The sequence below is a fragment of the Halomonas sp. YLGW01 genome (assembly GCF_014840935.1).
GTDB lineage: Bacteria > Pseudomonadota > Gammaproteobacteria > Pseudomonadales > Halomonadaceae > Onishia.
In genome coordinates this window covers 2,839,098-2,862,619 of record NZ_CP062005.1, presented here as the reverse complement: position 1 = coordinate 2,862,619, position 23,522 = coordinate 2,839,098, and the positions used below count along the sequence as shown (strand labels likewise).

Sequence of the window (23,522 nt, the reverse complement as noted above, 5' to 3'; positions counted from 1 at the left end):
AGATGATACGAGCGTGGCGCCGAGTGACCGATCGTCGTCGTCAGGCCAACGGCGATTACGGCTGGCTGTTCAATCCCTATACCGGTGACGAGATGGTGGCCATCGACTGCGAGACCACCGGTCTCGACACGCGTCGCGATGAGCTGGTGTCGATCGCCGCGGTCAAGGTACGCGGCGATCGGGTGCTGACCAGCGAGTCGTTGGACCTGCGCCTGACGCGTCCGGCTCGCCTGACCGGCGACTCGATCCGCATCCATGGCCTGCGTGGCATCGACCTGGAAGGGGGGGCAAGCATCGAGGATGCCCTCGAGCAGTTGCTGGACTTCGTCGGCAACCGGCCGCTGCTGGGCTGGTGCGTGGCCTTCGACGTCGCCATGATCAACCGCCAGCTGCGTCCGCGCTTCGGCTTCGATCTGCCCAATGCCACCGTCGATATCGCCCAGCGCTATGCCCGAGCGGTGCGCCGAGCAAGCCCCGAGCTCGAGCCCAGCCTGCGCTTCGAGGCCATTGCCGACACCTTGGGTGTGCCGGTCATGGGCCGACACACGGCCCTCGGTGACGCCGTCACCACCGCCTTGATGTACGTGCGCCTGAACAAGGCCAGTCGCGCTACGGCCTGATCCCCGCCGCCATGGCGAGGCCCATGCGCTGTTCAGCTATCAGACGGCTGCGGTTCGGCGTCGGGCTCATGACCCGTTGGCAGGTCTCCATGCCCGCGCACTTGACGCAGGCTGACTGTCGCGCCCGGTCGCTAGGATCGGGCGCGAGTGGTAAGATGGTGCCTCATTTCCGTCCACTTTTGCTGCGATCATGACCGATACTGCCGTGACCTCCCCCTCTACCGTCTCCGCTGTCTCTGCCCACGATGCTGCGGCAGCCGATGCTGCGGCGGCCGATGCCGCAGCCAATGACAAGCGCGCGTTCAACAAGCTGCAGAAACGCCTGCGCCGTCAGGTCGGCAACGCCATCATCGATTACGGCATGATCGAGGAGGGCGACAAGGTCATGGTCTGCCTGTCGGGCGGCAAGGACTCCTACACCATGCTGGAGATCCTCAGGAGCCTGCAGCGCAATGCGCCGGTGAACTTCTCGCTGGTGGCGGTCAACCTGGACCAGAAGCAGCCCGGCTTCCCCGAACATGTGCTGCCGGAATACCTGGATGGTATCGGTGTCGATTACCACATTCTCGAGCGTGACACCTACTCGGTGGTCAAGGAGAAGACCCCGGAGGGCAAGACCACCTGCGCGCTGTGCTCGCGGTTGCGGCGCGGCTCGCTCTACGGTTTCGCCGAGGAGATCGGCGCCACCAAGGTGGCGCTCGGTCATCATCGCGAGGACATCCTCGAGACCCTGTTCCTGAACATGTTCTTCGGTGGCAGTCTCAAGTCGATGCCGCCCAAGCTGCTCTCCGACGATGGCAAGAACATCGTGATTCGCCCGCTGGCCTATTGCCGCGAGGCCGATATCGAGGAGTTTTCCCAGCGCATGGCGTTTCCGATCATTCCCTGCAACCTGTGTGGCTCGCAGCCCAATCTGCAGCGCCAGGTGGTCAAGGAGATGCTGGCCGAGTGGGAAGAGAAGCATCCCGGGCGCCTGGAGAGCATGTTCAAGGCGGTGACCAACGTGGCGCCGTCTCAGCTTGCCGATCGCGAGCTCTTTGACTTCAAGGGGCTCGAAGCCGAACAGGCGCGCCGCCGCGAGAGTCGCATCGATGCCCTCGATCTGGGCCGTGAGGCCTAGCCCGCACCGACGCGCTCTCCTCTGCAGCACAAGAAAACGCCAAGCCTCCGGGCTTGGCGTTTTTCATGGTGGCGCGTCCTGCCGGGGCGACGGTCGGCGGCTAGCCGTGTTGCGAGCAGCCGTCCTGGGCGCGCTCGGCCAGGATCTCGAGATCGAGGATATTGACCTCGCGACCCGACACGGCCACCAGCTGCTGCTGCTGGAAGCGTCCCAGGATGCGGCTGACAGTTTCCACGGCGAGGCCCAGGTAGTTACCGATGTCGGCGCGGGACATCGACAGCCGGAAGCTGTAGGGCGAGTAGCCGCGACGGCGGAAACGCGACGACAGATTGACGAGAAAGCTCGCCAGGCGCTCGTCGGCGGTCTTGCGGGAGAGCAGACGCAGCATGCGCCGGTCGTCGCGCAACTCCTTGCTCAGGCTGCGGTACAGCTGTGTGCGCAGTTCCGGCAGGTGCTCAGACAGCCCGTCGAGGCGGTCGAAGGGGATCTCGCAGACGGTGGTGGTCTCCAGCGCCACCACCGTGCCGGGGTAGCATTCCTCGTCGATGCCATCCAGGCCGACGAGTTCGCTGGGCAGGTAGAAGTTGGTCAACTGTTCATCCCCGCTGCCCTCGCTGCTCAGCTGCTTGAGGCTGCCGGAGCGCACCGCGTAGACACTGGAGAACGGTGTGCCCTGGCGCACCAGTGTCTCGCCCTTCTTCAGCGGCGGGCGCCGCCGGATGATGGCATCGAAGCGGTCCATGTCCTCCACTTCCAGCGCCAGGGGCAGGCACAGCGAACTGAGACTGCAGGTCTGGCAGCGGGTTTCGGTCAGGCGAGCGCCTTGGCCGAGCGCGTTAGCGGGCATCTCCATCTCCTTGTCGGCGTCCCTGCACAGTCTAGTCCATTGAGTGGCTTCATTATGGAAGAGAGCCCGGCCGAGACAAAGGGCTTCGATGGTACAAAGGGCTCGCTGAGACAAAGTGTCCCGGGTGCAGGCGTCCGGCGCTCGGTTGCATGAGGGCGCCTGGCGGGGGGCCTCATGCCGGAAGCGGGCAGAACGAATGATTCAGAGAATGCGCGAGAAGCGCTGCGTGGTCTGCTGGGGCAGGTGGGCATCGAAGGCCATCGCCAGATGACGGATCAGCAGCCGTCCGCGCGGGGTCACGGTCAGTCGGTGGCCGTGTTGCTCGATCAGCTCGTCCTCGAAGGCGGGCGTCAGGCGAGCCAGGGCATCAGCGAGCCGGGTGGTCGCATCGACCTGGAATTCGCGCCCCAGGGCTGCGAGATCGAGGTGCCGATCACACATCAGTCGCTCGATGGCCCGGCGGCGCAGGCGATCGTCGAGGCTCAGCCGTATGCCCTTGGCGGTCGCAAGCCGTCCGGCGTCCAGCGCCGTCTCGTAGTCGGCGAGCGCCGTGGGGTTCTGGGCGTAGCCGTCGTCCACGCGGCTGATGGCCGAAACGCCGAGCCCCACCAGATCGCTGTCGCCGTGGGTGGAGTAGCCCTGAAAGTTGCGAGTCATGGTGCCCTGGCGCTGGGCACGGGCCAGGCTGTCGTCGGGCCGTGCGAAGTGATCCATGCCGAGGTGCGCATAGCCCGCGTCCTCGAGCATCTCGATGGTGGCCTGCAGCATGGCAAGCTTGGCATCACTGTCCGGCAGATCGGCCTCGCGAATGCGCCGCTGGGGGGCGAAATGGCTCGGCAGGTGGGCATAGTTGAATACCGACAGCCGAGCCGGGGCCATCTCGATGACCTGGCTGAGGGTGGCGGCGAAGCTCGCCGGCGTCTGGTGCGGCAGGCCATAGATCAGGTCGAGGTTCAGCGAGCGAAACCCCAGCCGCCGGGCCTCGTCGATCAGGGTTTCGGTCAGCACCCGGGGCTGGACCCGGTTGATGGCCCGCTGGACGGTCGGATCCAGGTCCTGAACCCCGAGGCTCAGGCGGTTGAAGCCCAGCGCCTGAAGGTGGCGCAGGGTCAGCACGTCGGCCTCCCGGGGATCGATCTCGATGGCATAGTCGCGCTCGGGGGAGCTGCTGAGCCCGAAGCGCGCCTCCAGGCGGTCGATCAGGTCGCTCATCTGGCCAAGCGTCAGGAAGGTCGGCGTACCGCCTCCCCAGTGGAGCTGGGTGACCTCGCGGGAGGTGTCCAGCTGGCGGCTGGTCAGCACCATCTCGCGATCGAGCCGGGACAGATACGGCTCGGCCAGCCGAGTGTTCTTGGTGGCGATCTTGTTGCAGGCGCAGTAGAAGCAGATGCGCCGGCAGAAGGGCACGTGTACGTAGAGAGACAGCGGGCGATGGGATGCGTTGCTGCGCGAGAGCGCCGCTTCATAGTCCTCGGCGCCGAAATCGTCGTGGAAGGAGGGCGCGGTCGGGTAGGAGGTATAGCGTGGCCCGTTGATGTCGTAACGCTTGAGCAGTGCCGGATCCCAGGCGCGAGACGATGATGGGGCGGGCCTGGTCGTGGGCGTGGAACTGGACATCGGGCGTCACTCCACTGGATGAGAATGTCTCCAGTCTAGTGCCGCCCCCGCTGCCTGCCCTTGCGTCAGGTCAAGACCCGTGAAAATGGCCCGTCACGGCGCCATGTTCGCCGCCGTGCCCGGCGCCGGGCAGCCAGGTGTTCGCCAGTTGCCAGAGCGCGAAGGCGATGATCAGCGTCGCCGCCAGGGCGCGCGTCGCCGGGTGGCGGATCAGGTTGCCGAGCGAGCGGGCGGCGAGCCCGGTGGCTAGCAGCGCCGGCAGGGTGCCGAGCCCGAAGGCCGCCATCAGGGCGGCCCCCGCCAGGGGCTCGGCGGTGGCCAGGCTCCAGGCCAGCATCGAGTAGACCAGCCCACAGGGCAGCCAGCCCCAGACCGCCCCCAGGGCGACGGCCTGGGGCAGCCTCACCACCGGCATTAGGCGTCGGCCAGCGGGCTCCAGATGGCGCCACAGGCGTCGTCCCAGGGCCTCGACCTTGAGCAGACCCTTCCACCAGTCGGCGATATACAGCGCCATCAGGATCAGCATCACGGCGGATAGCGTCGAAAGCGCCAGGCGGACGCCGCCGGCGAGCCCGCCAATCAGGGTGCCGAGCCCGGCCACCAGGGCGCCGGCGGTCATGTAGCTCAGGAGGCGGCCCAGGTTATAGCCGAGCAGCAGGCCCGTGAGTCGCGCCGGATGACGCATGCTGGGGGGCACGGCGAAGCTCAGCGCGCTCATGATGCCGCCGCACATGCCGATGCAGTGGGCGCCGCCGAGCAGGCCGAAGACGAAGGCGGCGGCCAGCGGGGGCAGATCGAGGCCGGTCGGGTTCATGGCGGCCCGTTCCTGTGGTCGTCATGCCGCGCCTGAGCCGTGTCGGGCTCGGTGGTCGCGTCGTCGGGCGCGGAGGCCGTGTGTATCCCGCGCTTCTGCTGGCGCTGTCGTGCGGCCGGGGAGAGGTCATTCTCGTCATCGTCGAAAAGGATGCGATGCGCCGGTCCCTCGAGATCCTCGAACTGGTCGTTCTTGACCGCCCAGAAGAAGGCCCAGACGGCCAGGGACAGCAGGATCAGGGACAGCGGAATCAGCAGGTAGAGAATGCTCATGGGGCCTCCACGGGAGGAGTGAGTGGCGCTGTCGCCTCATCCAGCACGCCGCGACGGGCGCGGCCTAGTCGCAGGGCGTTGCCGACCACCACCAGCGAGCTTGCCGACATGCCGATGGCGGCGAGCCAGGGCGGTACCAGGCCGCAGGCGGCCAGGGGCAGGGCGAACAGGTTGTAGCACAGCGCCCAGCCGAGATTCTGGCGAATGATGCGGCGCGTGGCGCGGCTGACCTCGATGGCCTCGACGATACGCGTCAGCTGTGAGCTGAGCAGCACGGCATCCGCCCGGGTGCGGGCCAGGTCGGTGGCGCCGTTCATGGCGATCGACACCTCGGCGCCGGCGAGCACCGGCACGTCGTTGATGCCGTCGCCGACCATCACCACCGATTCTCCTTGCGACTGCAGGGCCTCGATATGGGTGAGCTTATCCTCGGGGCTGGCGCCTGAGCGCCAGTCATCGATGCCGAGGCGACGGGCCAGGTCTTCGACGGCCGGGGCCTGGTCGCCGGAGAGCAGTTCGACCGAAAGCCCCAGGCGCCTGAGGGCCTGCACGCTCTCCAGGGCATCGTCGCGCAGGGCATCGTCGAGCGCAAACCAGGCCCGCGGCTGCCCTTCGCAGGCGAGCAGCAGCCAGCGGCCCGCATCGGGGGGCGCCGGGGCCTCGGTGCCGGCGGCGAAGGCGTGCTTGCCGAGTCGCCAGGTGCGGCCGGCGAGGCGGCCCTCCACGCCCTCGCCGGGGCGACTGAGCAGTGCCTCGGCGTGAACGGCCAAGTCCCGGTGAGGCGCGAAGGCACGGGCGATGGGATGTTCGGAGTGCGCCTCCAGGGCCGCGGCGATGGCGCGCGCCCGCTTGGCGTCGCAGGCGTCATCGGCCGCGGGCCCCGCGGCGTCGACGAGGCGTGTCTCGGTAAGCGTCATGCGGCCGGTGGTCAGGGTGCCGGTCTTGTCGAAGACGACGCGGGTCGCCTGGGCGAGGCCCTCGAGGGCGTGGGCGCGGGTGATCAGCACGCCGCGCCGCCGCAGGCGGCCGTGGCTAGCGGTCAGCGCCGTGGGGGTGGCCAGGGCCAGGGCGCAGGGGCAGGTGACCACCAGTACCGAGAGCGTCACCCACAGTGCCCGTGAGGGGTCGATGAAGGTCCAGGCGATGGCCACTCCCGCGCTGACCACCAGCAGGCGCAGCACGAAGAGGTGTGCCCAGCGGCTGGCCAGCTCGGCGATGCGGGGGCGGCTCGCGAAGGCCCGGTCGGTGAGGTCGAGAATCGCCGTGGCGCGCGCCTCGCGCCCGGCATGGGTGACGCGCACCACCAGGGGGCTGTCGACGTTGTGGCTGCCGCCGGTCACGGCGTCGCCGACGCCTCGGGTCACCGGCTGCGCCTCGCCGGTCAGCATCGATTCATCCAGGCTCGAGGTGCCGTCCTCGATCATGCCGTCCGCGGGCACGCCGTGGCCGGGCCGGACCAGCACCCGGTCGCCGGGCGCCAAGCGGTTGGCGGGCAGCACGCGCTCGGCGCCGTCGGCTTCGAGGCGCACCGCCGAGGCGGGCAGCACCCCGGCCAGGGCATTGCCGCTGTGGCCGCTGCGTCGCCGGGCGCGCATCTCGATGTAGCGCCCGAACAGCAGGAAGAAGGTGAACATCGACACCGAGTCGAAGTAGACCTCGCCCTGGCCCGAGAGCACCGCATAGCCGCTGGCGAGATAGGCGCCGCCGATGGCGAGAGAGACCGGCACGTCCATGCCCAGGGTGCGGGTACGCAGGTCGCGCAGGGCGTTGCGGAAGAAGGGGGCCGCCGAGAACAGCACCACCGGGGTCGCCAGGGCGAAGGACAGCCAGTGGAAGAGCGCCAGGAAGTTCGCAGACAGCTCGCCGGGGGCGCTGACGTAGATCGGCACCGAGAACATCATCACCTGCATCATCGCCACGGCGGCGACGATCAACCGGCGCACGCCCATGCGCTCTTCCTGCCTGAGCCGCTGCGCCGCCTGGTCGGGCTCGTAGGGCTGGGCAGAGTAGCCGATCGCGGCCAGCTCGGCGAGCAGCTGCGAGAGGGCAATGCGCGCCGGGTCCCAGCCGACCTGCAATCGGTGGTGGCTCAGGTTCACGGCGCTTGAGGTGACGCCGTCCAGGGCGTTCAGGCGGTGCTCGATCAGCCAGGCACAAGCGGCACAGGTGATGCCATCCACGGCCAGAGTGGCGGTCAGCTCGTCGCCGTCGGCGTGAACGAACTCGCTCTGCAGCGCGGGATCATCGAAGACCTGCCAGGTCTCGGCCCGGGCCTGGGCCTCGTCGGGCCGCTCGGGGAGTTCGGTGCGAAAGCGGTAGTAGCCGGCCAGGCCGCCGGCGACGATGGCATGAGCCACCGCCTCGCAGCCGGGGCAGCATAGCGGGTGCACCTGCTCGTCGAGGGTCAGTCGCCAGGGCGCCCCGTCGGGTACCGGGTTGCCACAGTGGTAGCAGCCGATCGCAACGCTCGCCGGTGATTGCTCCATCACGCTCATGAGGCGGGCGACGTGCGGGGTGGGCCCTGCATCCTTGCCTTGGGCATCAGGGCGTCTCGTCTTTGGCCTGGGCCGTCAGGCGAAAGGCATCCTCACTGGGGAAGGTCGCTTCGCCGCGCAGGCGCCAGTCGGGGGCCTGGGCATCCGGGGCCAGTTGCAGGTACCAGCGGTGCTCGAGCTGGCGCGGCGCCTGGCCGACGTAGTGGCTGCCGCGGACCCGCTCGAGGATCAGTTGCTGGTCGCGATCATCGCGGGTGGGGAAGATCAGCGTCAGCAGCAGCCGCTCCGGGCGGGCCTCGCCGGAAAGCTCGACATTGATGTCGCCGGTCAGGTCGTCGAGGCGCACCGCGGCCGCCATGCCAAGCTCGGTGGCGCGGTGATCCTGGGCGATGACCTGGTTGATGGCGAGTCCCGTCTTGTAATAGTTGTCCTCGACCATGCCGTCGTAGCTGGTGATCGACAGCACCAGGAAGGTGGTGCCGGCGATGATCGAGGAGGCGAGCACGGCCAGGATCATCCAGGGCCAGAATTCCTTGTACCAGGGGTGGGTCGGCTGGCGGTTCACGGTCATCTCCTGATCTGTCCGATGAAGCGGGTCTCACGTTCCTCGCGGATGCCATCATCGCGGGCCTCGAGGATCACCGTCAGTTCGTGGCTGGGGCGGCTGATGGCCTCGGCGGCGACGGCGGCCTGCAGGGTGACCAGGCGGCTGTCGCCGGCGGCGATGGTGACGGCCTCGTTGCCGATCAGCTCGATGCCGGGGAGGCCTTCCATGGCGATGTGGTAGCGGTGTTCCCGGTCATCTAGGTTGCGGATGGTGAGGGTGTAGGCATTGCTGATGCGTCCGTCCTGGGTCATCTGATAGAGCTGGTTGCGGTCGCGCTCGATGTCGAATTCCAGGGTCGGGCGGTCGTTCACCGCCCAGCCGAAGAGGCCGATCATCACCACCAGGGCCACCAGATAGCCGATCAGGCGTGGCCGTAGGAGATGGGTCTTGCCGCCCTCCAGGGCATGCTCGGTGGTGTAGCGGATCAGGCCCCGGGGGTAGCCCATCTTGTCCATCACGCTGTCGCAGGCATCGATGCAGGCCGCGCAACTGATGCACTCGTACTGCAGACCAGCGCGGATATCGATGCCGGTGGGACAGACCTGCACGCACAGGTCGCAATCGATGCAGTCGCCGTGACCAGCGGCGCGGGATTCCTCGTGGCCGAGACGCTTCTTGCGCGGGCCGCGTGGTTCTCCGCGGGCGCTGTCGTAGGAGACGATCAGGGTGTCGCTGTCGAACATCACCGATTGAAAGCGGGCATAGGGACACATGTAGATGCAGACCTGCTCCCGAAGCCAGCCGGCGTTCAAGTAGGTGAAGACCGTGAAGAAGCCGATCCAGAACAGCGCCCAGCCGCCCAGCTCGAGGCGTGTCAGGTCGGTGACCAGCCCCTGAATGGGGGTGAAGTAGCCGACGAAGGCCAACCCCGTGGCGAAGGCGATCACCAGCCACAGCAGATGCTTGGCGCCCTTTCGCCAGGCCTTGTCGAGGCTCATGGACTGCTGGTCGAGCTTGATGCGGCGGTTGCGACGGCCCTCGGTGATCTTCTCGACCCAGATGTAGAGCCAGGTCCAGACGCTCTGTGGGCAGGTATAGCCGCACCAGACGCGGCCGGCGAAGACGGTGATGAAGAAGAGCCCGAAGGCGCAGATGATTAGCAGCCAGGAGAGCAACATGAACTCCTGCGGGTAGAAGGTGCCGCCGAAGATATGGAACTGACGGGCGGGCAGGTCGAACAGGATCAGCGGGCGGTCCCCCCAGGACAGCCAGGGAAGACCGAAGAACAGGCCCATCAGCACCCAGTTGGCGGCACGCCGCAGTCGCTGGAAGACGCCCTTGATCTCGCGCACATAGATATGACGCCGGCTTTCATACATGTCGGTCTGCGTCGATGAGGCGGGGTCATGGTGACCGACGCGATGGTCGGCGCTGACGTCTTGGGTCGGAATCCTGTCGGACATGGCATCACCGCAGCGGCTCGAGGCCCTCAAAGGCCCGGTGGACACCGGGCTCATCGCCATTGTAGCGGTGGTTCACCCGGTGGATGGCCGGGTGCGACGGCGAGACGCACCCGGCGGTCGAGGGATCAGTGCGAGAGGCTGTAGACGTAGGCGGCGACCAGGTGCACCTTGTCTTCGCCGATGTAGGGGGCCTGAGCCGGCATATGACCGTTGCGGCCGTTGCGCAGGGTCTGGCGGATGGCATCGCCCAGGGCCTGACCGGGCTGGCGATACAGCCAGATGGTGTCGGTCAGGTTGGGGGCGCCAAGCGCCTGGTTACCCTTGCCTTCCGGCCCGTGACAGGCCACGCAGGAGGCGGCGAAGATCGGCTGCCCTTGGGCGGCGGCCTCGGCGTCATGCTCGGCGCCGGACAGCGACATCACGTACTGGGCCACGTTGTCGATGTTGGTCTCGCCCAGCTGCTGCCAGGCGGGCATCAGGCCGTTGCGTCCCTGATGCAGGGTGGTCTTGATGTTCTCCGGGGCGCCGCCGTAGAGCCAGTCGTCGTCGGTCAGGTTGGGGAAGCCATAGCCGCCCTGGGCGTTGGAGCCGTGGCAGACCGCGCAGTTGTTGAGATAGATGCGCTCGCCGACGCGCATGGCCTCGCCGTCCTTGGCAAGCTCCGGGACCGGCACGTCGTTGTACTGGGAGAAGATCGGGGCGTAGCGCTCTTCGGCGCGCGCCACTTCCTGATCCCACTGGTTCTCCTGGGTCCAGCCCAGCAGGCCGCCATAGTTGCCAAGCCCGGGGTAGAGGGCGAGATAGCCCAGCGAGAAGATGATGGTGCCGACGAACAACATGAACCACCAGCGCGGCAGCGGGTTGTCGTATTCCTCGATGCCGTCGGCCGTGTGACCGGTGGTGCCGACATTACCCTCGGCATCCGGCGCCTTGTCGGTCTTGCGGTTGGCAAACAGGATCCACCAGCAGAAGGCAATGGTGCCCAGCGTGATGACGATGATCCAACCACTCCAGAAGCCTGAAAGGGAGTCGCCCCATAGGTTGTTCATGTGTTCTTGTCTCCCCTGTCCTGTCGGGAATGTACCTCGCCCGGCGAGGCGCGGTCGTCAGGTGTCGCGTCATCCTGCTCGTCGGCGAAGGGCAGGTTGGCCGCCTCGTCGAAGTCCTTGCGGCGACGCTTGGAGTAGGCCCAGGCCACGATGCCGAGAAAGGCGATCAGGATCAGCAGGGTGGTGATGCCCCGAAAGGTGCCCATGTCCATGATCAGCGCGAGTCCTTGAGAACGGTGCCCAACTGTTGCAGGTAGGCAACCAGGGCGGTGATCTCCTGTTCGCCGCGGACCTCGTCGCCGGCGCCTGCGATCTGTTCGTCGGTATAGGGCACGCCCATGCTCTGCAGGGCGCGCAGCTTGGTCTCGGTGGCCTCGCCGTCGAGGGTGTTGTCGAACAGCCAGGGATAGGCCGGCATCTTGGATTCCGGTACCACGTCACGGGGGTTGTAGAGGTGAGCCCGGTGCCAGTCGTCGGAATAGCGGCCGCCGACCCGCGCCAGATCGGGGCCGGTGCGCTTGGACCCCCACAGGAAGGGGTGATCGTAGACGAATTCGCCGGCCACGCTGTAGTGGCCATAGCGTTCGGTCTCGGCGCGGAAGGGGCGCACCATCTGCGAGTGACAGCCCACACAGCCCTCACGGATGTAGATGTCACGGCCCTCGAGCTCCAGCGGCGTCAACGGCTCGAGGCCGGCCACCGGCTGGGTCGTTTCCTTCTGGAAGAATAGCGGCACGATCTCTGTCAGACCGCCGAAACTGATCACCACCAGGATCAGCACGGCGAGCAGGCCCACGTTCTTTTCGACTATCTCGTGTCTCATCGGTGCAGGTTCCCTGTAGTCAGGCGGTCTGAGGAAGCGGCTGGCGCTCGACGTTGCTGCGCTTGATCGTCAGGTAGACGTTCAAGGCCATGAGCAGCATGCCGACGACCCAGAACAGGCCGCCGATCCAGCGAACCACGTAGCCGGGATGGCTGGCCTCGAGGGCTTCCACGAAGGTGTACATCAGGGTGCCGTCGGCGTTGACCGCCCGCCACATCAGGCCCTGCAGGATGCCGTTGACCCACATCGCGGCGATATAGAGCACGGTGCCTATGGTGGCCAGCCAGAAGTGAACGGCGATCAGCTTGACCGAGTGCATCTCGGTTTCGCCGAACAGTCGCGGAATCAGGTGGTACATGGAGCCGATGGTGATCATCGCCACCCACCCAAGGGCCCCGGAGTGGACGTGACCGATGGTCCAGTCGGTATAGTGCGACAGGGCGTTGACGGTCTTCACCGCCATCATCGGCCCCTCGAAGGTCGACATGCCGTAGAACGAAAGCGCCACCACCAAAAAACGCAGGGTCGGGTCGGTGCGCAGCTTATGCCAGGCGCCGGACAGGGTCATCATGCCGTTGATCATGCCGCCCCAGGAGGGCGCCAGCAGGATGATCGACATGATCATGCCCACCGACTGCGCCCAGTCGGGCAGGGCGGTGTAGTGCAGGTGGTGGGCGCCGGCCCACATGTAGGTGGTGATCAGCGCCCAGAAGTGGACGATGGACAGGCGATAGGAATAGACCGGCCGCTCGGCCTGCTTGGGCACGAAGTAGTACATCATGCCGAGGAAGCCGGCGGTCAGGAAGAAACCCACGGCGTTGTGGCCCCACCACCACTGGACCATGGCGTCGACCGCGCCGGGGTAGATCGAGTAGGACTTGAAGGCCCCGACCGGAATGGCGGCGTTGTTGACGATGTGCAGCACGGCCACGGTCAGGATGAAGGCCGCATAGAACCAGTTCGCCACGTAGATGTGGGAGGTCTTGCGCTGCTTGATGGTGCCCAGGAAGACGATGGCGTAGCTGACCCAGACCACCGCGATCAGGATGTTGATCGGCCACTCGAGCTCGGCATACTCCTTGGAGGTGGTGAACCCCAGCGGCAGGGTGATGACCGCGGAGACGATCACCGCCTGCCAGCCCCAGAACGTGAAGGCGGCGAGCCGGTCGGAGAACAGGCGAACCTGGCAGGTGCGCTGCACCACGTAGTACGAAGTCGCCATCAGGGCCGAGCCGCCGAAGGCGAAGATCACCGCGTTGGTGTGCAGCGGACGCAGGCGGCCGAAGCTGGTCCAGGGCAGCCCCAGGTTGAGTTCCGGCCAGACCAGCTGCGCGGCAATGATCACGCCCAGGCTCATGCCGACGATGCCCCATACCACGGTCATGATCGCGAACTGCCGAACCACCTTGTAGTTGTAGGTCGGGTGCTCAAATGCTGTGTTCATGTCAGGTTCCCATCGAACGCGGTGTTGGGGAGACGTTCCCGGCCGCAGTGTGCCCGAGGCATGTCGCCGCCATAATGATGCAGGTCAAGAGTCCGGGCGTGATTCTAGCCCAGCGCTCGCGACCCCCGCATCACGAAGCTCGTCCACATGTTAGTCATTAATAAGGAGGGTAAGTGGCTTACCCCATAGATGCCAGCACCTCGTTGCTCACGCCGACCGCCTTCGGGCGCTGCCTTGCCCAAGGGCAGACGGGCTCCTGGTGGGTCGAGGGCCGGGGGCCGGTCGAGGTGAGCGGGTCCCCTCGCCATGGTCGGCTGCTGCTGACGCACGGGGCCGGCGCGGGTCATGATTCGGCCTTTCTTGTCGCGCTGCGCGAGGCGCTGGCCTCGGCCGGCGTCCAGGTGCTGGCGATCGAATTCGCCTATATGCAGCAGATGCGCCGCGAGGGGCGCCGGCGGCCGCCGCCGAAGATCGAACACCTGGTGGACGAACTGGCCGGCTGGTGCGACACCTTGACGCAGGCTGGGCTGCCCGCGCCTTGGCTCGGCGGCAAGTCGATGGGCGGGCGCGTGGCGAGCCTGCTGGCCGCCCAGCGAGGAGGCGGGCAGGACGAGGCCCCCGGCATTGCTGGCCTGGCCCTGTGTGGCTACCCCTTCCACCCACCGGGCAAGCCCGAAAAGACGCGATTGGCGCATTGGCCGGCGCTTAACTGTCCGACGCTGGTGCTGCAGGGCACGCGAGACCCCTTCGGGCGCCGCGACGAGGTGGAAGGCTACACGCTGCCTGGCTGCGCCGAGGTGCATTTCCTGGAGGCGGGCGATCATGACTGGTTGCCGACCCGGCGCAGCGGCCTGACCCAGGCCGACCTGATCCATGCAGCGGCCCGGGTGATCGCCGAACGAATGGTTCTCGCCTCGTCGTAGGCTTATGCGGCGACCCGGTCGGCGGAAGGGGACAATCCATGTCGATAGGGCTGGCGCCCACGGCTGACGGGGGCTGTGGCCCATGAGGCGCGCAAGTCGATGAATGCCCTGTGAAATTCGAACCCGCATCGAGTGAATTATTTGCGCGGCAGGCGTTGACTTTGATCCGGCGCCCTGTAGAATGCAGCGCCACGTCCCCAAGGGTGGTTAGCTCAGTTGGAAGAGCACCAGCCTTACAAGCTGGGGGTCACTGGTTCGAGCCCAGTACCACCCACCATCTCGTCGAGATGCCCTGGAGACGTCGAGAAAAATGTGGACTGGTAGTTCAGTTGGTTAGAATGCCGGCCTGTCACGCCGGAGGTCGCGGGTTCGAGTCCCGTCCAGTCCGCCACTTTTCTCACGCAGTACTTATTGGCAGTACCCTTGCAAGTGCAGTACCAAGGCAAATGTTGTTTTGTTGTTCGATGGACTGGTAGTTCAGTTGGTTAGAATGCCGGCCTGTCACGCCGGAGGTCGCGGGTTCGAGTCCCGTCCAGTCCGCCATCGATCATTCAAGTGCATGCAGCCTGTCGAATATGTGGGTGATTAGCTCAGTTGGTTAGAGCACCAGCTTCACATGCTGGGGGTCACTGGTTCGAGTCCAGTATCACCCACCACGCGGACCGGTAGTTCAGTTGGTTAGAATGCCGGCCTGTCACGCCGGAGGTCGCGGGTTCGAGTCCCGTCCGGTCCGCCATTTCGATACCCGATATTAACCCCGAGCCTTGTCGCTTGGGGTTTTGTCGTTTCTAGCCCTCCGTTTTTCTTCGCGCCTCTCGGCGCCTGTCTCCCCTCCTTTCGCCCCTGTTTCGCCCCTGTTTCGCCCCTGTTGTGCTCTGGATCTGTCGCGCCATGCCACCGATGGTCGACCTTGGCCGTCTTGCGGCTCCGGTCGGGCTTGTCATACGGTTGTTTGAAATCCAGCCGTGCACCCTGCGAGGACTCGCCGTGACCACCTACCCGCATCTTTTCCAGCCGCTTACGCTGGGTAACTTGACCCTGCCCAATCGCGTGCTGATGGGCTCGATGCACACCAATCTCGAGGAGGCGCCCGACGGCTTCGCCCGCCTGGCAACCTTCTACGGCGAACGCGCACGAGCCGGGGTGGGGCTGATCGTCACCGGTGGCATCGCGCCCAACGCCGAAGGGGCGGTGTTCGAGGGCGCCGCCAAGCTTACCGACGCGCGGGAGGCCGCCGCCCATCGGCCGGTCACCGAGGCGGTGCATGACGAGGGCGGGCGGATCTGCCTGCAGATTTTGCACGCGGGGCGCTATGCCTACTCCTCCGCGCCGGTCGCTCCCTCGGCGATCCGCGCCCCGATCAACGCCGTCACGCCGCGGGCGCTGGAGGGCGACGAGGTCGAGGCACAGATCGAGGACTATGTGCGCTGCGCTCGCCTCGCCAGGGAGGCGGGCTACGACGGGGTCGAGGTGATGGGCTCGGAGGGGTATCTGATCAACCAGTTCCTGTGCCGGCGCACCAACCGGCGCGAGGATGGCTGGGGCGGTGACTTCGCCGCGCGCATGCGCTTTCCGGTGGAGATCGTGCGGCGCATCCGGGCCGCGCTGGGCGCGGACTTCCTGATCATCTTCCGCTTGTCGATGCTGGACCTGGTCGAGGAGGGTAGCTGCTGGCAGGAGGTGGTGGCACTGGGGCGCGCCCTCGAGGCCGTCGGCGTGGATCTGATCAACACCGGCATCGGCTGGCACGAGGCGCGGGTGCCGACCATCGTCACCAGCGTGCCGCGAGCTGCCTTCACCGAGGTGACCCGGCGCATGAAGGCCGAGTTGTCGGTGCCCCTGATCACCACCAACCGCATCAACATGCCCGAGGTCGCCGAGCGGGTGCTGGCCGAGGGCCATGCCGACCTGGTGTCGATGGCGAGACCCTTCCTGGCCGATCCCGACTGGGTGGCCAAGGCCCGGGCGGGGCGTCGTGACGAGATCAACACCTGCATTGCCTGCAACCAGGCCTGCCTCGACCATACCTTCCAGGGCAAGCTGACCTCCTGCCTGGTCAATCCGCGGGCCTGCCACGAGACCGAACTGGCGATCACGCCGGCCGAAGTGCCGCAGGATATCGCGGTGGTCGGCGCCGGCCCGGCAGGATTGGCGGCGGCCGTCACCGCCGCCCGTCGCGGCCACCGGGTCGTACTCTTCGAGCGGGCGGGCGAGGTGGGCGGGCAGTTCAACCATGCCCGGCGGATTCCCGGCAAGGAGGAATTCGACGAGACGCTCCGCTACTTCCGGGTGATGCTCGACAAGCATGGTGTCGAGGTGCGCCTGAACACCGAGGCGAACCTGGAGGCGCTTGCGGGCTTCGCCACCGTGGTGCTGGCCAGCGGCGTACGCCCGCGCCCGCTGACGCTTCCGGGCGGCGAGCACCCCAAGGTGTTCGACTATCCCGAGGCAATCCGCCACCCCGAGCGGATCGGGGCGCGAGTGGCGATCATCGGTGCCGGTGGTATCGGCTTCGACGTCGCCGAGCTGCTGACCCATGTGAGGCAGGACGAGGCGCCGGGTCAGGCGCTGGCCGGCTGGTGCCGGGAGTGGGGCGTCGATCTCGCGGCCCGCGAGGGGGCCGGGCTCACCGACCCGGAGCGGCCGCCGGCAGCGCGGCGGGTCACCCTGCTGCAGCGCAAGGCCAGTAAGCCGGGCAAGGGACTCGGCACGACCTCGGGCTGGGTGCATCGGGCCTCGCTGCGCCATCGCGGCGTCGAGATGCTGGCCGGCTGCGAGTACCTGGCCATCGACGATGCCGGGCTGCATATGCGCGTGTCGGGCGAGCCGCGGCTGCTCGAGGTCGACAGCATCGTGGTCTGTGCCGGCCAGGAGCCGGTGCGCGAGCTCTTCGCTCCGCTCGAGGCCGCAGGGGTGGCCGTGCATCTGATCGGCGGTGCCGACGAGGCCGCCGAGCTCGATGCCAAGCGGGCCATCGACCAGGGTACGCGGCTGGCAGCGCGTCTCTAGCGTTGCCGTGCCCCCCCTGGTCTTGCCGTGTAATGGGCGATGGGAGCCAGCAGGTGCAGCCTCTCGCGAGGGTGGTAGACTGGCTTTAGCGTGCCATCCACGCCGACTGCCAGGGTGTTGCGATGACCCCGTCGCAATGCGCCTTCGTGAATACTGTGTGTAAGGACACCTCAGATGGAACCCGACTGCACTCCGCGCTACTTGGCCAGTGACAACACCTCCGGGATCTGTCCAGAGGCCATGGAATACCTGCTTGAGGCCAATCGCAGCGATGATCTCGCCTACGGCAACGATCGCTGGACCGAGCGGGCGACCGATCGTTTCCGCGAACTCTTCGACTACGACTGCGATGTCTTCTTCGTCTTCAATGGCACCGCCGCCAACTCGCTGACCCTGGCCGCCATGGGGCGCAGCTATCACAGCGTGATCTGCCATGAGCTCGCCCATATCGAGACCGACGAGTGCGGCGGGCCGGAATTCTTCTCCAACGGCGCCAAGCTGCTGACCTCGCCGGGCGACCATGGCAAGCTGACCCCCGAGGGCATCGAGGCACTGGTCACCAAGCGCAGTGACATTCACTACCCCAAGCCCCGGGTGATCTCGCTGACCCAGGCCACCGAGGTCGGCACCCTCTACAGCCTCGAGGAGCTGCGGGCGATCCGCGCCATGGCCGACAAGCATGACCTGCGCCTACACATGGACGGCGCGCGCTTCGCCAACGCCTGTGCGGCACTGGACATGTCGCCCGCCGAGCTGACCTGGCAGGTCGGCATCGATGCGCTGTGCTTTTCGGGTACCAAGAACGGCATGGCGATGGGGGAGGCGATCCTGTTCTTCAATCGGGATCTGTCCGAGGACTTCGCCTACCGCTGCAAGCAGGCGGGTCAGCTGGCCTCCAAGATGCGCTTCATCGCCGCCCCCTGGCTGGGGCTTCTTGAGAGTGGCGCCTGGCGGACCAATGCCGAACACGCCAACGCCATGGCCCGCTATCTGGCCGATGGTCTGATCGGGCTGCCCGGGGTCGAGGCGATGTTCCCCACCCAAGCCAACAGCGTCTTCGTCAGCCTGCCGCCGGCCGCGATCGCTGCCCTCAAGGCGCGTGGCTGGACCTTCTATACCTTCATCGGTGCCGGCGGGGCGCGCTTCGTCTGCTCCTGGAATACCACTACCGAGCTGCTCGACGCCTTGCTTAGCGATATTCGCGACGCCCTGGGCCAGGCCTGAGCCGTATCCTGGCCTGGTCCGACCGCGTTCCTGCCGACCGTCGCTTCCCGGTGGTCGGCGTCTTGTCTCCTAGCGTTCAAAATTCCATCGACATTCAACGAACCTTGCTCACGCTTATGGGCTCTTATTGAGCAGAAGCGTGGGAAGGTCGTTGCGTTGAAGCATGCCGGAAGTCTCAGGCAACTAAATCTGTCTACGCTGATAGATGTGCCCCCTCGAACTGACAGGTCCCGTCATCGTCGAGGTATCGTGCTTAAGGAGGCTTCGATGAGCATCTTCGATCATGTCCAGAATCGCTACGAACGCGTGAAACAGGAGGAACTCAGTCTCACGGAGTACCTGGAGCTCTGTCGTAGCGATCCCACCGCCTATGCCTCGGCTGCCGAGCGCATGCTGGTGGCGATCGGGGAGCCCGAGGTGATCGACACTGCCAAGGATTCCCGGCTGTCCCGTATCTTTTCCAACAAGGTGATTCGGCGCTACCCGGCGTTTTCCGAGTTCTACGGCATGGAGGAGGCCATCGAGCAGATCGTGGCCTACTTCCGGCATGCCGCCCAGGGACTCGAGGAGCGCAAGCAGATCCTCTACCTGTTGGGCCCGGTGGGGGGCGGGAAATCGTCTCTGGCCGAGCGCCTGAAGCTCCTGATGGAGCGGGTGCCCTTCTATGCCATCAAGGGCTCGCCGGTCTTCGAGTCGCCGCTGGGGTTGTTCTCCCCCGAGGAGGACGGCGAGCTGCTCGAGAAGGAATACGGCATTCCCAGGCGCTGCCTGAAGAGCGTGATGTCGCCCTGGGCCTCCAAACGCCTCAAGGAGTATGGCGGCGATATCTCCCAGTTCCGGGTGGTGCGCCTCTTCCCGTCGCGCCTCAACCAGATCGCCATCTCCAAGACCGAACCCGGCGACGAGAACAACCAGGATATCTCCTCGCTGGTCGGCAAGGTCGACATCCGCCAGCTCGAGCTCTACTCCCAGGATGATCCGGATGCCTACAGCTTCTCCGGCGGGCTGTGCAAGGCCAACCAGGGCCTGATGGAGTTCGTGGAGATGTTCAAGGCACCGATCAAGGTGCTGCACCCGCTGCTGACGGCGACTCAGGAGGGAAACTACAACCCCACCGAAGGCATGGGCGCGATCCCCTTCGACGGGGTGGTGCTGGCGCACTCCAACGAGAGCGAGTGGCAGACCTTCCGCAACAACCGCAACAATGAGGCCTTCCTCGACCGGGTCTATATGGTCAAGGTGCCCTACTGCCTGCGGGTGACCGAAGAGGTCAAGATCTACCAGAAACTGCTGGAGCATTCCTCGCTGTCCAAGGCGCCCTGTGCGCCCGACACCCTGCGCATGCTGGCGCAATTCACGGTGCTGTCCCGGCTCAAGGAGCCCGAGAATTCCAGTATCTACTCGAAGATGCGGGTCTATGACGGCAAGAACCTCAAGGACACCGATCCCAAGGCCAAGTCGATCCAGGAATATCGCGACGGTGCCGGGGTCGACGAGGGCATGACAGGTCTCTCGACCCGTTTCGCTTTCAAGATCCTATCTAAGGTCTTCAACTTCGATACCCACGAGATCGCCGCCAACCCGGTGCATCTGCTCTATGTGCTGGAACAGCGCCTGGAGCAGGAGCAGCTGCCCAAGGAAGTCTTCGAGCGTTATCTGCGCTTCATCAAGGAGTTCCTGGCGCCGCGCTACGTCGACTTCATCGGCAAGGAGATTCAGACCGCGTATCTGGAGTCCTACTCCGAGTACGGCCAGAACATCTTCGATCGCTACGTCACCTACGCGGATTTCTGGATTCAGGATCAGGAGTACCGCGACCCGGAGACCGGCGAACTGTTCAATCGCCAGTCGCTCAACGAGGAGCTCGAGAAGATCGAGAAGCCGGCGGGTATCTCCAATCCCAAGGATTTCCGCCACGAAGTGGTGAATTTCGTGCTGCGGGCCCGAGCGCAGAACAACGGCATGAACCCCAGTTGGGGCTCCTACGAGAAGCTCAGGGGCGTGATCGAGAAGAAGATGTTCGCCAATACCGAGGAGCTGCTGCCGGTGATCTCCTTCAATGCCAAGGCGTCTCAATCGGATCAGAAGAAGCACGAGGACTTTGTGGCCCGGATGGTCGATCGCGGCTACACCGAGAAGCAGGTGCGGCTGCTGTCGGAGTGGTACCTGCGGGTGCGCAAGTCGCAGTAGGCCTCCGCCACGCAACACGGGAGGAGGCGGCGCCGAGGGGCGTATTGCCGGGCCGGAAGACGGCCCGGCCAGCGGCGCGAGGCGCCGGGAGGGCAGCATGAGCTATTTCATCGATCGACGAGCCAATGCCAAGCACAAGAGTGCGGTCAATCGGCAGCGCTTCCTCGATCGCTATCGCACCCACATCAAGCGATCGGTGGAGGAGGCCGTCAATCGGCGCTCGATCACCGACATGCAGCACGGCGAGAAGGTCTCCATTCCGGCCCGGGACATCTCCGAGCCGGTCTTTCAGCACGGCCAGGGCGGTCATCGCTCCATCGTCAGTCCCGGCAATCGCGAATTCGACGAGGGGGATCGGCTGCGTCGGCCTAGCGGTGGGGGCGGTGGCGGCAGCGGCGAGGGAGGGGCGTCGAATCAGGGGGAGGGCATGGACGAGTTCGCCTTCAGCCTGACCCGTGACGAGTTTCTCGATTTCGTCTTCGATGGCCTGGAGCTGCCTCATCTCGAGCGCAAGCAGTTGATGGATCTCGAGGAAGTGAAGCCGGTGCGGGCCGGCATCACCCGCGACGGCGTGCCGTCGCGGATCAATATCGTGCGCTCGATGCGCGAGGCGCAGGCCAGGCGCATCGCCATGCGAGCCCCGATTCGCCGTGCCCTGCGCGAGGCCGTGGAGGCTCTGGCGGAAGAGGAGCGCAAGGACCCGGTGCTGCGCAACCCCTCGCGTATCCAGGAGCTCAAGGCCGAGATCGAGCGCCTGGAGAAGCGTCTGGAAGCCGTGCCTTTCATCGACACCTATGACCTGCGTTACAACAACGTGGTCAATCAGCCCACGCCATCCAACAAGGCGGTCATGTTCTGCGTGATGGATGTCTCGGGCTCGATGACCCAGTCCCACAAGGACATCGCCAAGCGCTTCTTTCTGCTGCTCTACCTGTTTCTCGAGCGCAACTACGAGAAGGTAGAGCTGGTCTTCGTGCGCCACCATACCGCGGCCAAGGAGGTGGACGAGGAGGAATTCTTCTATTCCCGGGAGACCGGCGGCACCATCGTGTCCAGCGCCCTGACCCTTGTCGACGAGATCATTCGTGACCGTTACCCGCCCGCCGACTGGAATCTCTACGTCGCTCAGGCCTCCGACGGCGACAACTGGGACGACGACTCCACCACCTGTCGGGAGCTGTTGTCCCAGTCGCTGATGTCGCGGCTCGCCTATTTCACCTATGTCGAGATCACGCCCCATGCCCATCAGGCGCTGTGGGAAGAGTATGAGGCCGTCGAGCAGGAGTTTCCTTCTCGATTCGCCATGCGCCAGATCGTCGAGCCGGGAGATATCTATCCGGTCTTTCGTGAGCTGTTTCGCAAGGTCGAGGCCTGAGCGGCTCCAGGAGGCAGCATGAGCAAGACCCGACAGACTCCCCTCGCCACCGGTTCGGACTGGAACTTCGAGGTGCTCGCCGAGTTCGAGCGCGAGATCGCCCGACTCGCCGATGAATATCGCCTCGATACCTATCCTAATCAGATCGAGGTGATCACCTCGGAGCAGATGATGGATGCCTACGCCAGCGTGGGCATGCCGGTGGGCTACCATCACTGGTCCTTCGGCAAGCAGTTCCTGTCCGTTGAGCAGGCCTATCGTCGTGGCCAGATGGGGCTCGCCTATGAGCTGGTCATCAACTCCGATCCCTGCATCGCCTATCTGATGGAAGAGAACACCCTGATGATGCAGGTGCTGGTGATGGCGCATGCCTGCTACGGGCACAACTCCTTCTTCAAGGGCAACTACCTGTTTCGCGCCTGGACCGATGCCGGCTCGATCATCGACTACCTGGTGTTCGCGCGGAAATACGTGGCCGAGTGCGAGGAGCGTCACGGGGTGGCGGCGGTGGAGCAGCTGCTGGATGCCTGCCACGCGTTGCAGAACTATGGGGTCGATCGCTACAAGCGGCCCTCGCCGATCTCCCCCGAGGAGGAGGCGCTTCGCCAGGCCGAGCGTGAGGAGTACCTGCAGGCGCAGGTGAACATGCTGTGGCGGACGATTCCGCTGGCCGAGCAGGAGCAGGTGGCCGGCGACCGGATGGACGATGACGATCCGCTGGACCTTCACCAGGCCGGCCGCTACCCGCCGGAGCCGCAGGAGAATCTGCTCTATTTCATCGAGAAGAATGCGCCCCTGCTCGCGCCCTGGCAGCGGGAGATCGTGCGCATCGTGCGCAAGCTGGCCCAGTATTTCTATCCCCAGCGCCAGACCCAGGTCATGAACGAGGGCTGGGCGACTTTCTGGCACTATACCCTGATGCACCGGATGTTCGACGAGGGGCTCGTCGACGAGGGTCTGATCCTCGAGTTCCTGCAATCGCACACCGCCGTGGTCAATCAGCCGCCCTTCGACAGTCCCTACTACAACGGCCTCAACCCCTATGCGCTGGGCTTCGCGATGTTTACCGACATTCGCCGCATCTGCGAGTCCCCCACCGCCGAGGACCGGGAGTGGTTCCCCGATATTGCCGGCAGTGACTGGCTCGAGACGCTGCATTTCGCGATGCGGAATTTCAAGGACGAGTCCTTCATCCAGCAGTTCCTGTCACCGAAGGTGATTCGCGATCTCAAGCTCTTCAACGTGATCGATGACGATCAGGACGAGATGCTGACGGTGGCGGCGATTCATGACGAGCGAGGCTATCGGCGCATTCGCGAGGCGCTGTCGGTGCAGTACGCGCTGTCGGTCCGTGAGCCGAACATCCAGGTCTACGCGGCCGATATCCGGGGGGATCGCTCGCTGACCCTGCGCCACGTCCAGGACCGCCGTCGGCCGCTGGCAAAGAGCGTCTATCCGGTGATGCGCCACCTGCATCAGCTGTGGGGCTTCCCGGTTCGCCTCGAGTCGATCGAGGAGGACGAAGTGGCGCGTCGCTATCAGTGGCCGCTGCCCAATGAAACCGGGCAGGAGTGACGCGATAGTTGACCGAAGACGAGAAGCCGTAGGCTGGGTATCAGCGCGGCGCCTGGAGCGAAGTCTGAGGTGAAGCCTAGGAGGAAATAGTGTTCGCCCATATTCGATGATGGGT

General features: G+C 65.6%; 19 protein-coding genes and 5 tRNA genes. 13 read left to right on the top strand and 11 right to left on the bottom strand.

Annotation, left to right across the window (positions count from 1 at the left end; translation table 11 throughout):
* Nucleotides 1-2: 2 nt before the first annotated feature.
* Nucleotides 3-620: a 3'-5' exonuclease gene (locus IEJ03_RS13135; protein ID WP_192035276.1), complete on the top strand. Its 618-nt coding sequence runs from the start codon at nucleotides 3-5 to the stop codon at nucleotides 618-620.
* A gap of 190 nt (nucleotides 621-810) precedes the next feature.
* Nucleotides 811-1,740, top strand: a complete 930-nt coding sequence (ttcA, locus tag IEJ03_RS13130; protein WP_192035275.1) for a tRNA 2-thiocytidine(32) synthetase TtcA — start codon at nucleotides 811-813, stop codon at nucleotides 1,738-1,740.
* Between the two features lie 100 nt (nucleotides 1,741-1,840).
* Here ttcA and fnr read toward each other — a convergent pair whose 3' ends face one another.
* From fnr to ccoN, 11 genes are all read right to left on the bottom strand, one after another.
* Nucleotides 1,841-2,587, bottom strand: a complete 747-nt coding sequence (fnr, locus tag IEJ03_RS13125; RefSeq protein ID WP_192035274.1) for a fumarate/nitrate reduction transcriptional regulator Fnr — start codon at nucleotides 2,585-2,587, stop codon at nucleotides 1,841-1,843.
* Between the two features lie 201 nt (nucleotides 2,588-2,788).
* Complete coding sequence (gene hemN, locus IEJ03_RS13120) at nucleotides 2,789-4,204, bottom strand: oxygen-independent coproporphyrinogen III oxidase (RefSeq protein WP_192035273.1); 1,416 nt, start codon at nucleotides 4,202-4,204, stop codon at nucleotides 2,789-2,791.
* Between the two features lie 70 nt (nucleotides 4,205-4,274).
* Nucleotides 4,275-5,018 carry a sulfite exporter TauE/SafE family protein gene (locus IEJ03_RS13115; RefSeq protein ID WP_192035272.1) on the bottom strand — a complete coding sequence of 248 codons (744 nt, stop codon included), beginning with the start codon at nucleotides 5,016-5,018 and terminating at the stop codon, nucleotides 4,275-4,277.
* Complete coding sequence (gene ccoS, locus IEJ03_RS15940; RefSeq protein WP_242457976.1) at nucleotides 5,015-5,290, bottom strand: cbb3-type cytochrome oxidase assembly protein CcoS; 276 nt, start codon at nucleotides 5,288-5,290, stop codon at nucleotides 5,015-5,017. The genes IEJ03_RS13115 and ccoS overlap by 4 nt, the downstream gene beginning before the upstream one ends.
* The gene (locus IEJ03_RS13105) at nucleotides 5,287-7,785 is read right to left on the bottom strand and encodes a heavy metal translocating P-type ATPase (protein ID WP_242457975.1); all 2,499 of its coding nucleotides are present in this window, start codon (nucleotides 7,783-7,785) and stop codon (nucleotides 5,287-5,289) included. Before IEJ03_RS13105 ends, ccoS begins: the two co-directional genes overlap by 4 nt.
* 46 nt (nucleotides 7,786-7,831) lie before the next feature.
* Nucleotides 7,832-8,350: a FixH family protein gene (locus IEJ03_RS13100; RefSeq protein ID WP_242457974.1), complete on the bottom strand. Its 519-nt coding sequence runs from the start codon at nucleotides 8,348-8,350 to the stop codon at nucleotides 7,832-7,834.
* A gap of 2 nt (nucleotides 8,351-8,352) precedes the next feature.
* Entirely contained in the window at nucleotides 8,353-9,795 is a 1,443-nt protein-coding gene (gene ccoG / locus IEJ03_RS13095) for a cytochrome c oxidase accessory protein CcoG (protein WP_242457973.1), read from the bottom strand.
* A gap of 125 nt (nucleotides 9,796-9,920) precedes the next feature.
* Nucleotides 9,921-10,844 (bottom strand): cytochrome-c oxidase, cbb3-type subunit III, encoded by a 924-nt coding sequence (gene ccoP / locus IEJ03_RS13090; protein WP_192035269.1) that lies wholly within the window; start codon nucleotides 10,842-10,844, stop codon nucleotides 9,921-9,923.
* Nucleotides 10,841-11,056 (bottom strand): cbb3-type cytochrome c oxidase subunit 3, encoded by a 216-nt coding sequence (locus IEJ03_RS13085; RefSeq protein ID WP_192035268.1) that lies wholly within the window; start codon nucleotides 11,054-11,056, stop codon nucleotides 10,841-10,843. The genes ccoP and IEJ03_RS13085 overlap by 4 nt, the downstream gene beginning before the upstream one ends.
* 2 nt (nucleotides 11,057-11,058) lie before the next feature.
* Nucleotides 11,059-11,667, bottom strand: coding sequence for a cytochrome-c oxidase, cbb3-type subunit II (gene ccoO, locus IEJ03_RS13080; RefSeq protein WP_192035267.1), 609 nt, complete (start codon nucleotides 11,665-11,667; stop codon nucleotides 11,059-11,061).
* A 19-nt stretch (nucleotides 11,668-11,686) separates the two neighbouring features.
* On the bottom strand, nucleotides 11,687-13,111 hold the full coding sequence (gene ccoN, locus IEJ03_RS13075) for a cytochrome-c oxidase, cbb3-type subunit I (RefSeq protein ID WP_192035266.1): 1,425 nt from the start codon (nucleotides 13,109-13,111) through the stop codon (nucleotides 11,687-11,689).
* Between the two features lie 173 nt (nucleotides 13,112-13,284).
* On the opposite strand from ccoN, the gene IEJ03_RS13070 reads away from it, so the two are divergent.
* From IEJ03_RS13070 to IEJ03_RS13020, 11 genes are all read left to right on the top strand, one after another.
* Nucleotides 13,285-14,034: an alpha/beta family hydrolase gene (locus IEJ03_RS13070; RefSeq protein WP_242457972.1), complete on the top strand. Its 750-nt coding sequence runs from the start codon at nucleotides 13,285-13,287 to the stop codon at nucleotides 14,032-14,034.
* Between the two features lie 201 nt (nucleotides 14,035-14,235).
* Nucleotides 14,236-14,311: transfer RNA gene (locus IEJ03_RS13065), tRNA-Val, on the top strand.
* A gap of 37 nt (nucleotides 14,312-14,348) precedes the next feature.
* Nucleotides 14,349-14,425, top strand: a tRNA-Asp gene (locus tag IEJ03_RS13060).
* Nucleotides 14,426-14,500: 75 nt separating this feature from the next.
* Nucleotides 14,501-14,577: transfer RNA gene (locus IEJ03_RS13055), tRNA-Asp, on the top strand.
* Between the two features lie 36 nt (nucleotides 14,578-14,613).
* Nucleotides 14,614-14,690, top strand: a tRNA-Val gene (locus tag IEJ03_RS13050).
* 3 nt (nucleotides 14,691-14,693) lie between these two features.
* Nucleotides 14,694-14,770 (top strand) — tRNA-Asp (locus IEJ03_RS13045).
* Nucleotides 14,771-15,021: 251 nt separating this feature from the next.
* Nucleotides 15,022-17,043, top strand: coding sequence for an NADPH-dependent 2,4-dienoyl-CoA reductase (locus IEJ03_RS13040; protein WP_242457971.1), 2,022 nt, complete (start codon nucleotides 15,022-15,024; stop codon nucleotides 17,041-17,043).
* Between the two features lie 174 nt (nucleotides 17,044-17,217).
* The gene (locus IEJ03_RS13035) at nucleotides 17,218-18,267 is read left to right on the top strand and encodes a low specificity L-threonine aldolase (RefSeq protein ID WP_192035265.1); all 1,050 of its coding nucleotides are present in this window, start codon (nucleotides 17,218-17,220) and stop codon (nucleotides 18,265-18,267) included.
* A gap of 267 nt (nucleotides 18,268-18,534) precedes the next feature.
* The gene (locus IEJ03_RS13030; protein WP_192035264.1) at nucleotides 18,535-20,457 is read left to right on the top strand and encodes a PrkA family serine protein kinase; all 1,923 of its coding nucleotides are present in this window, start codon (nucleotides 18,535-18,537) and stop codon (nucleotides 20,455-20,457) included.
* A gap of 97 nt (nucleotides 20,458-20,554) precedes the next feature.
* A complete protein-coding gene (locus IEJ03_RS13025) occupies nucleotides 20,555-21,832 on the top strand; it encodes a YeaH/YhbH family protein (RefSeq protein ID WP_192035263.1) in 1,278 nt (425 codons plus the stop codon).
* Between the two features lie 18 nt (nucleotides 21,833-21,850).
* The gene (locus IEJ03_RS13020) at nucleotides 21,851-23,407 is read left to right on the top strand and encodes a SpoVR family protein (RefSeq protein WP_192035262.1); all 1,557 of its coding nucleotides are present in this window, start codon (nucleotides 21,851-21,853) and stop codon (nucleotides 23,405-23,407) included.
* The last annotated feature ends 115 nt before the right edge of the window (nucleotides 23,408-23,522 follow it).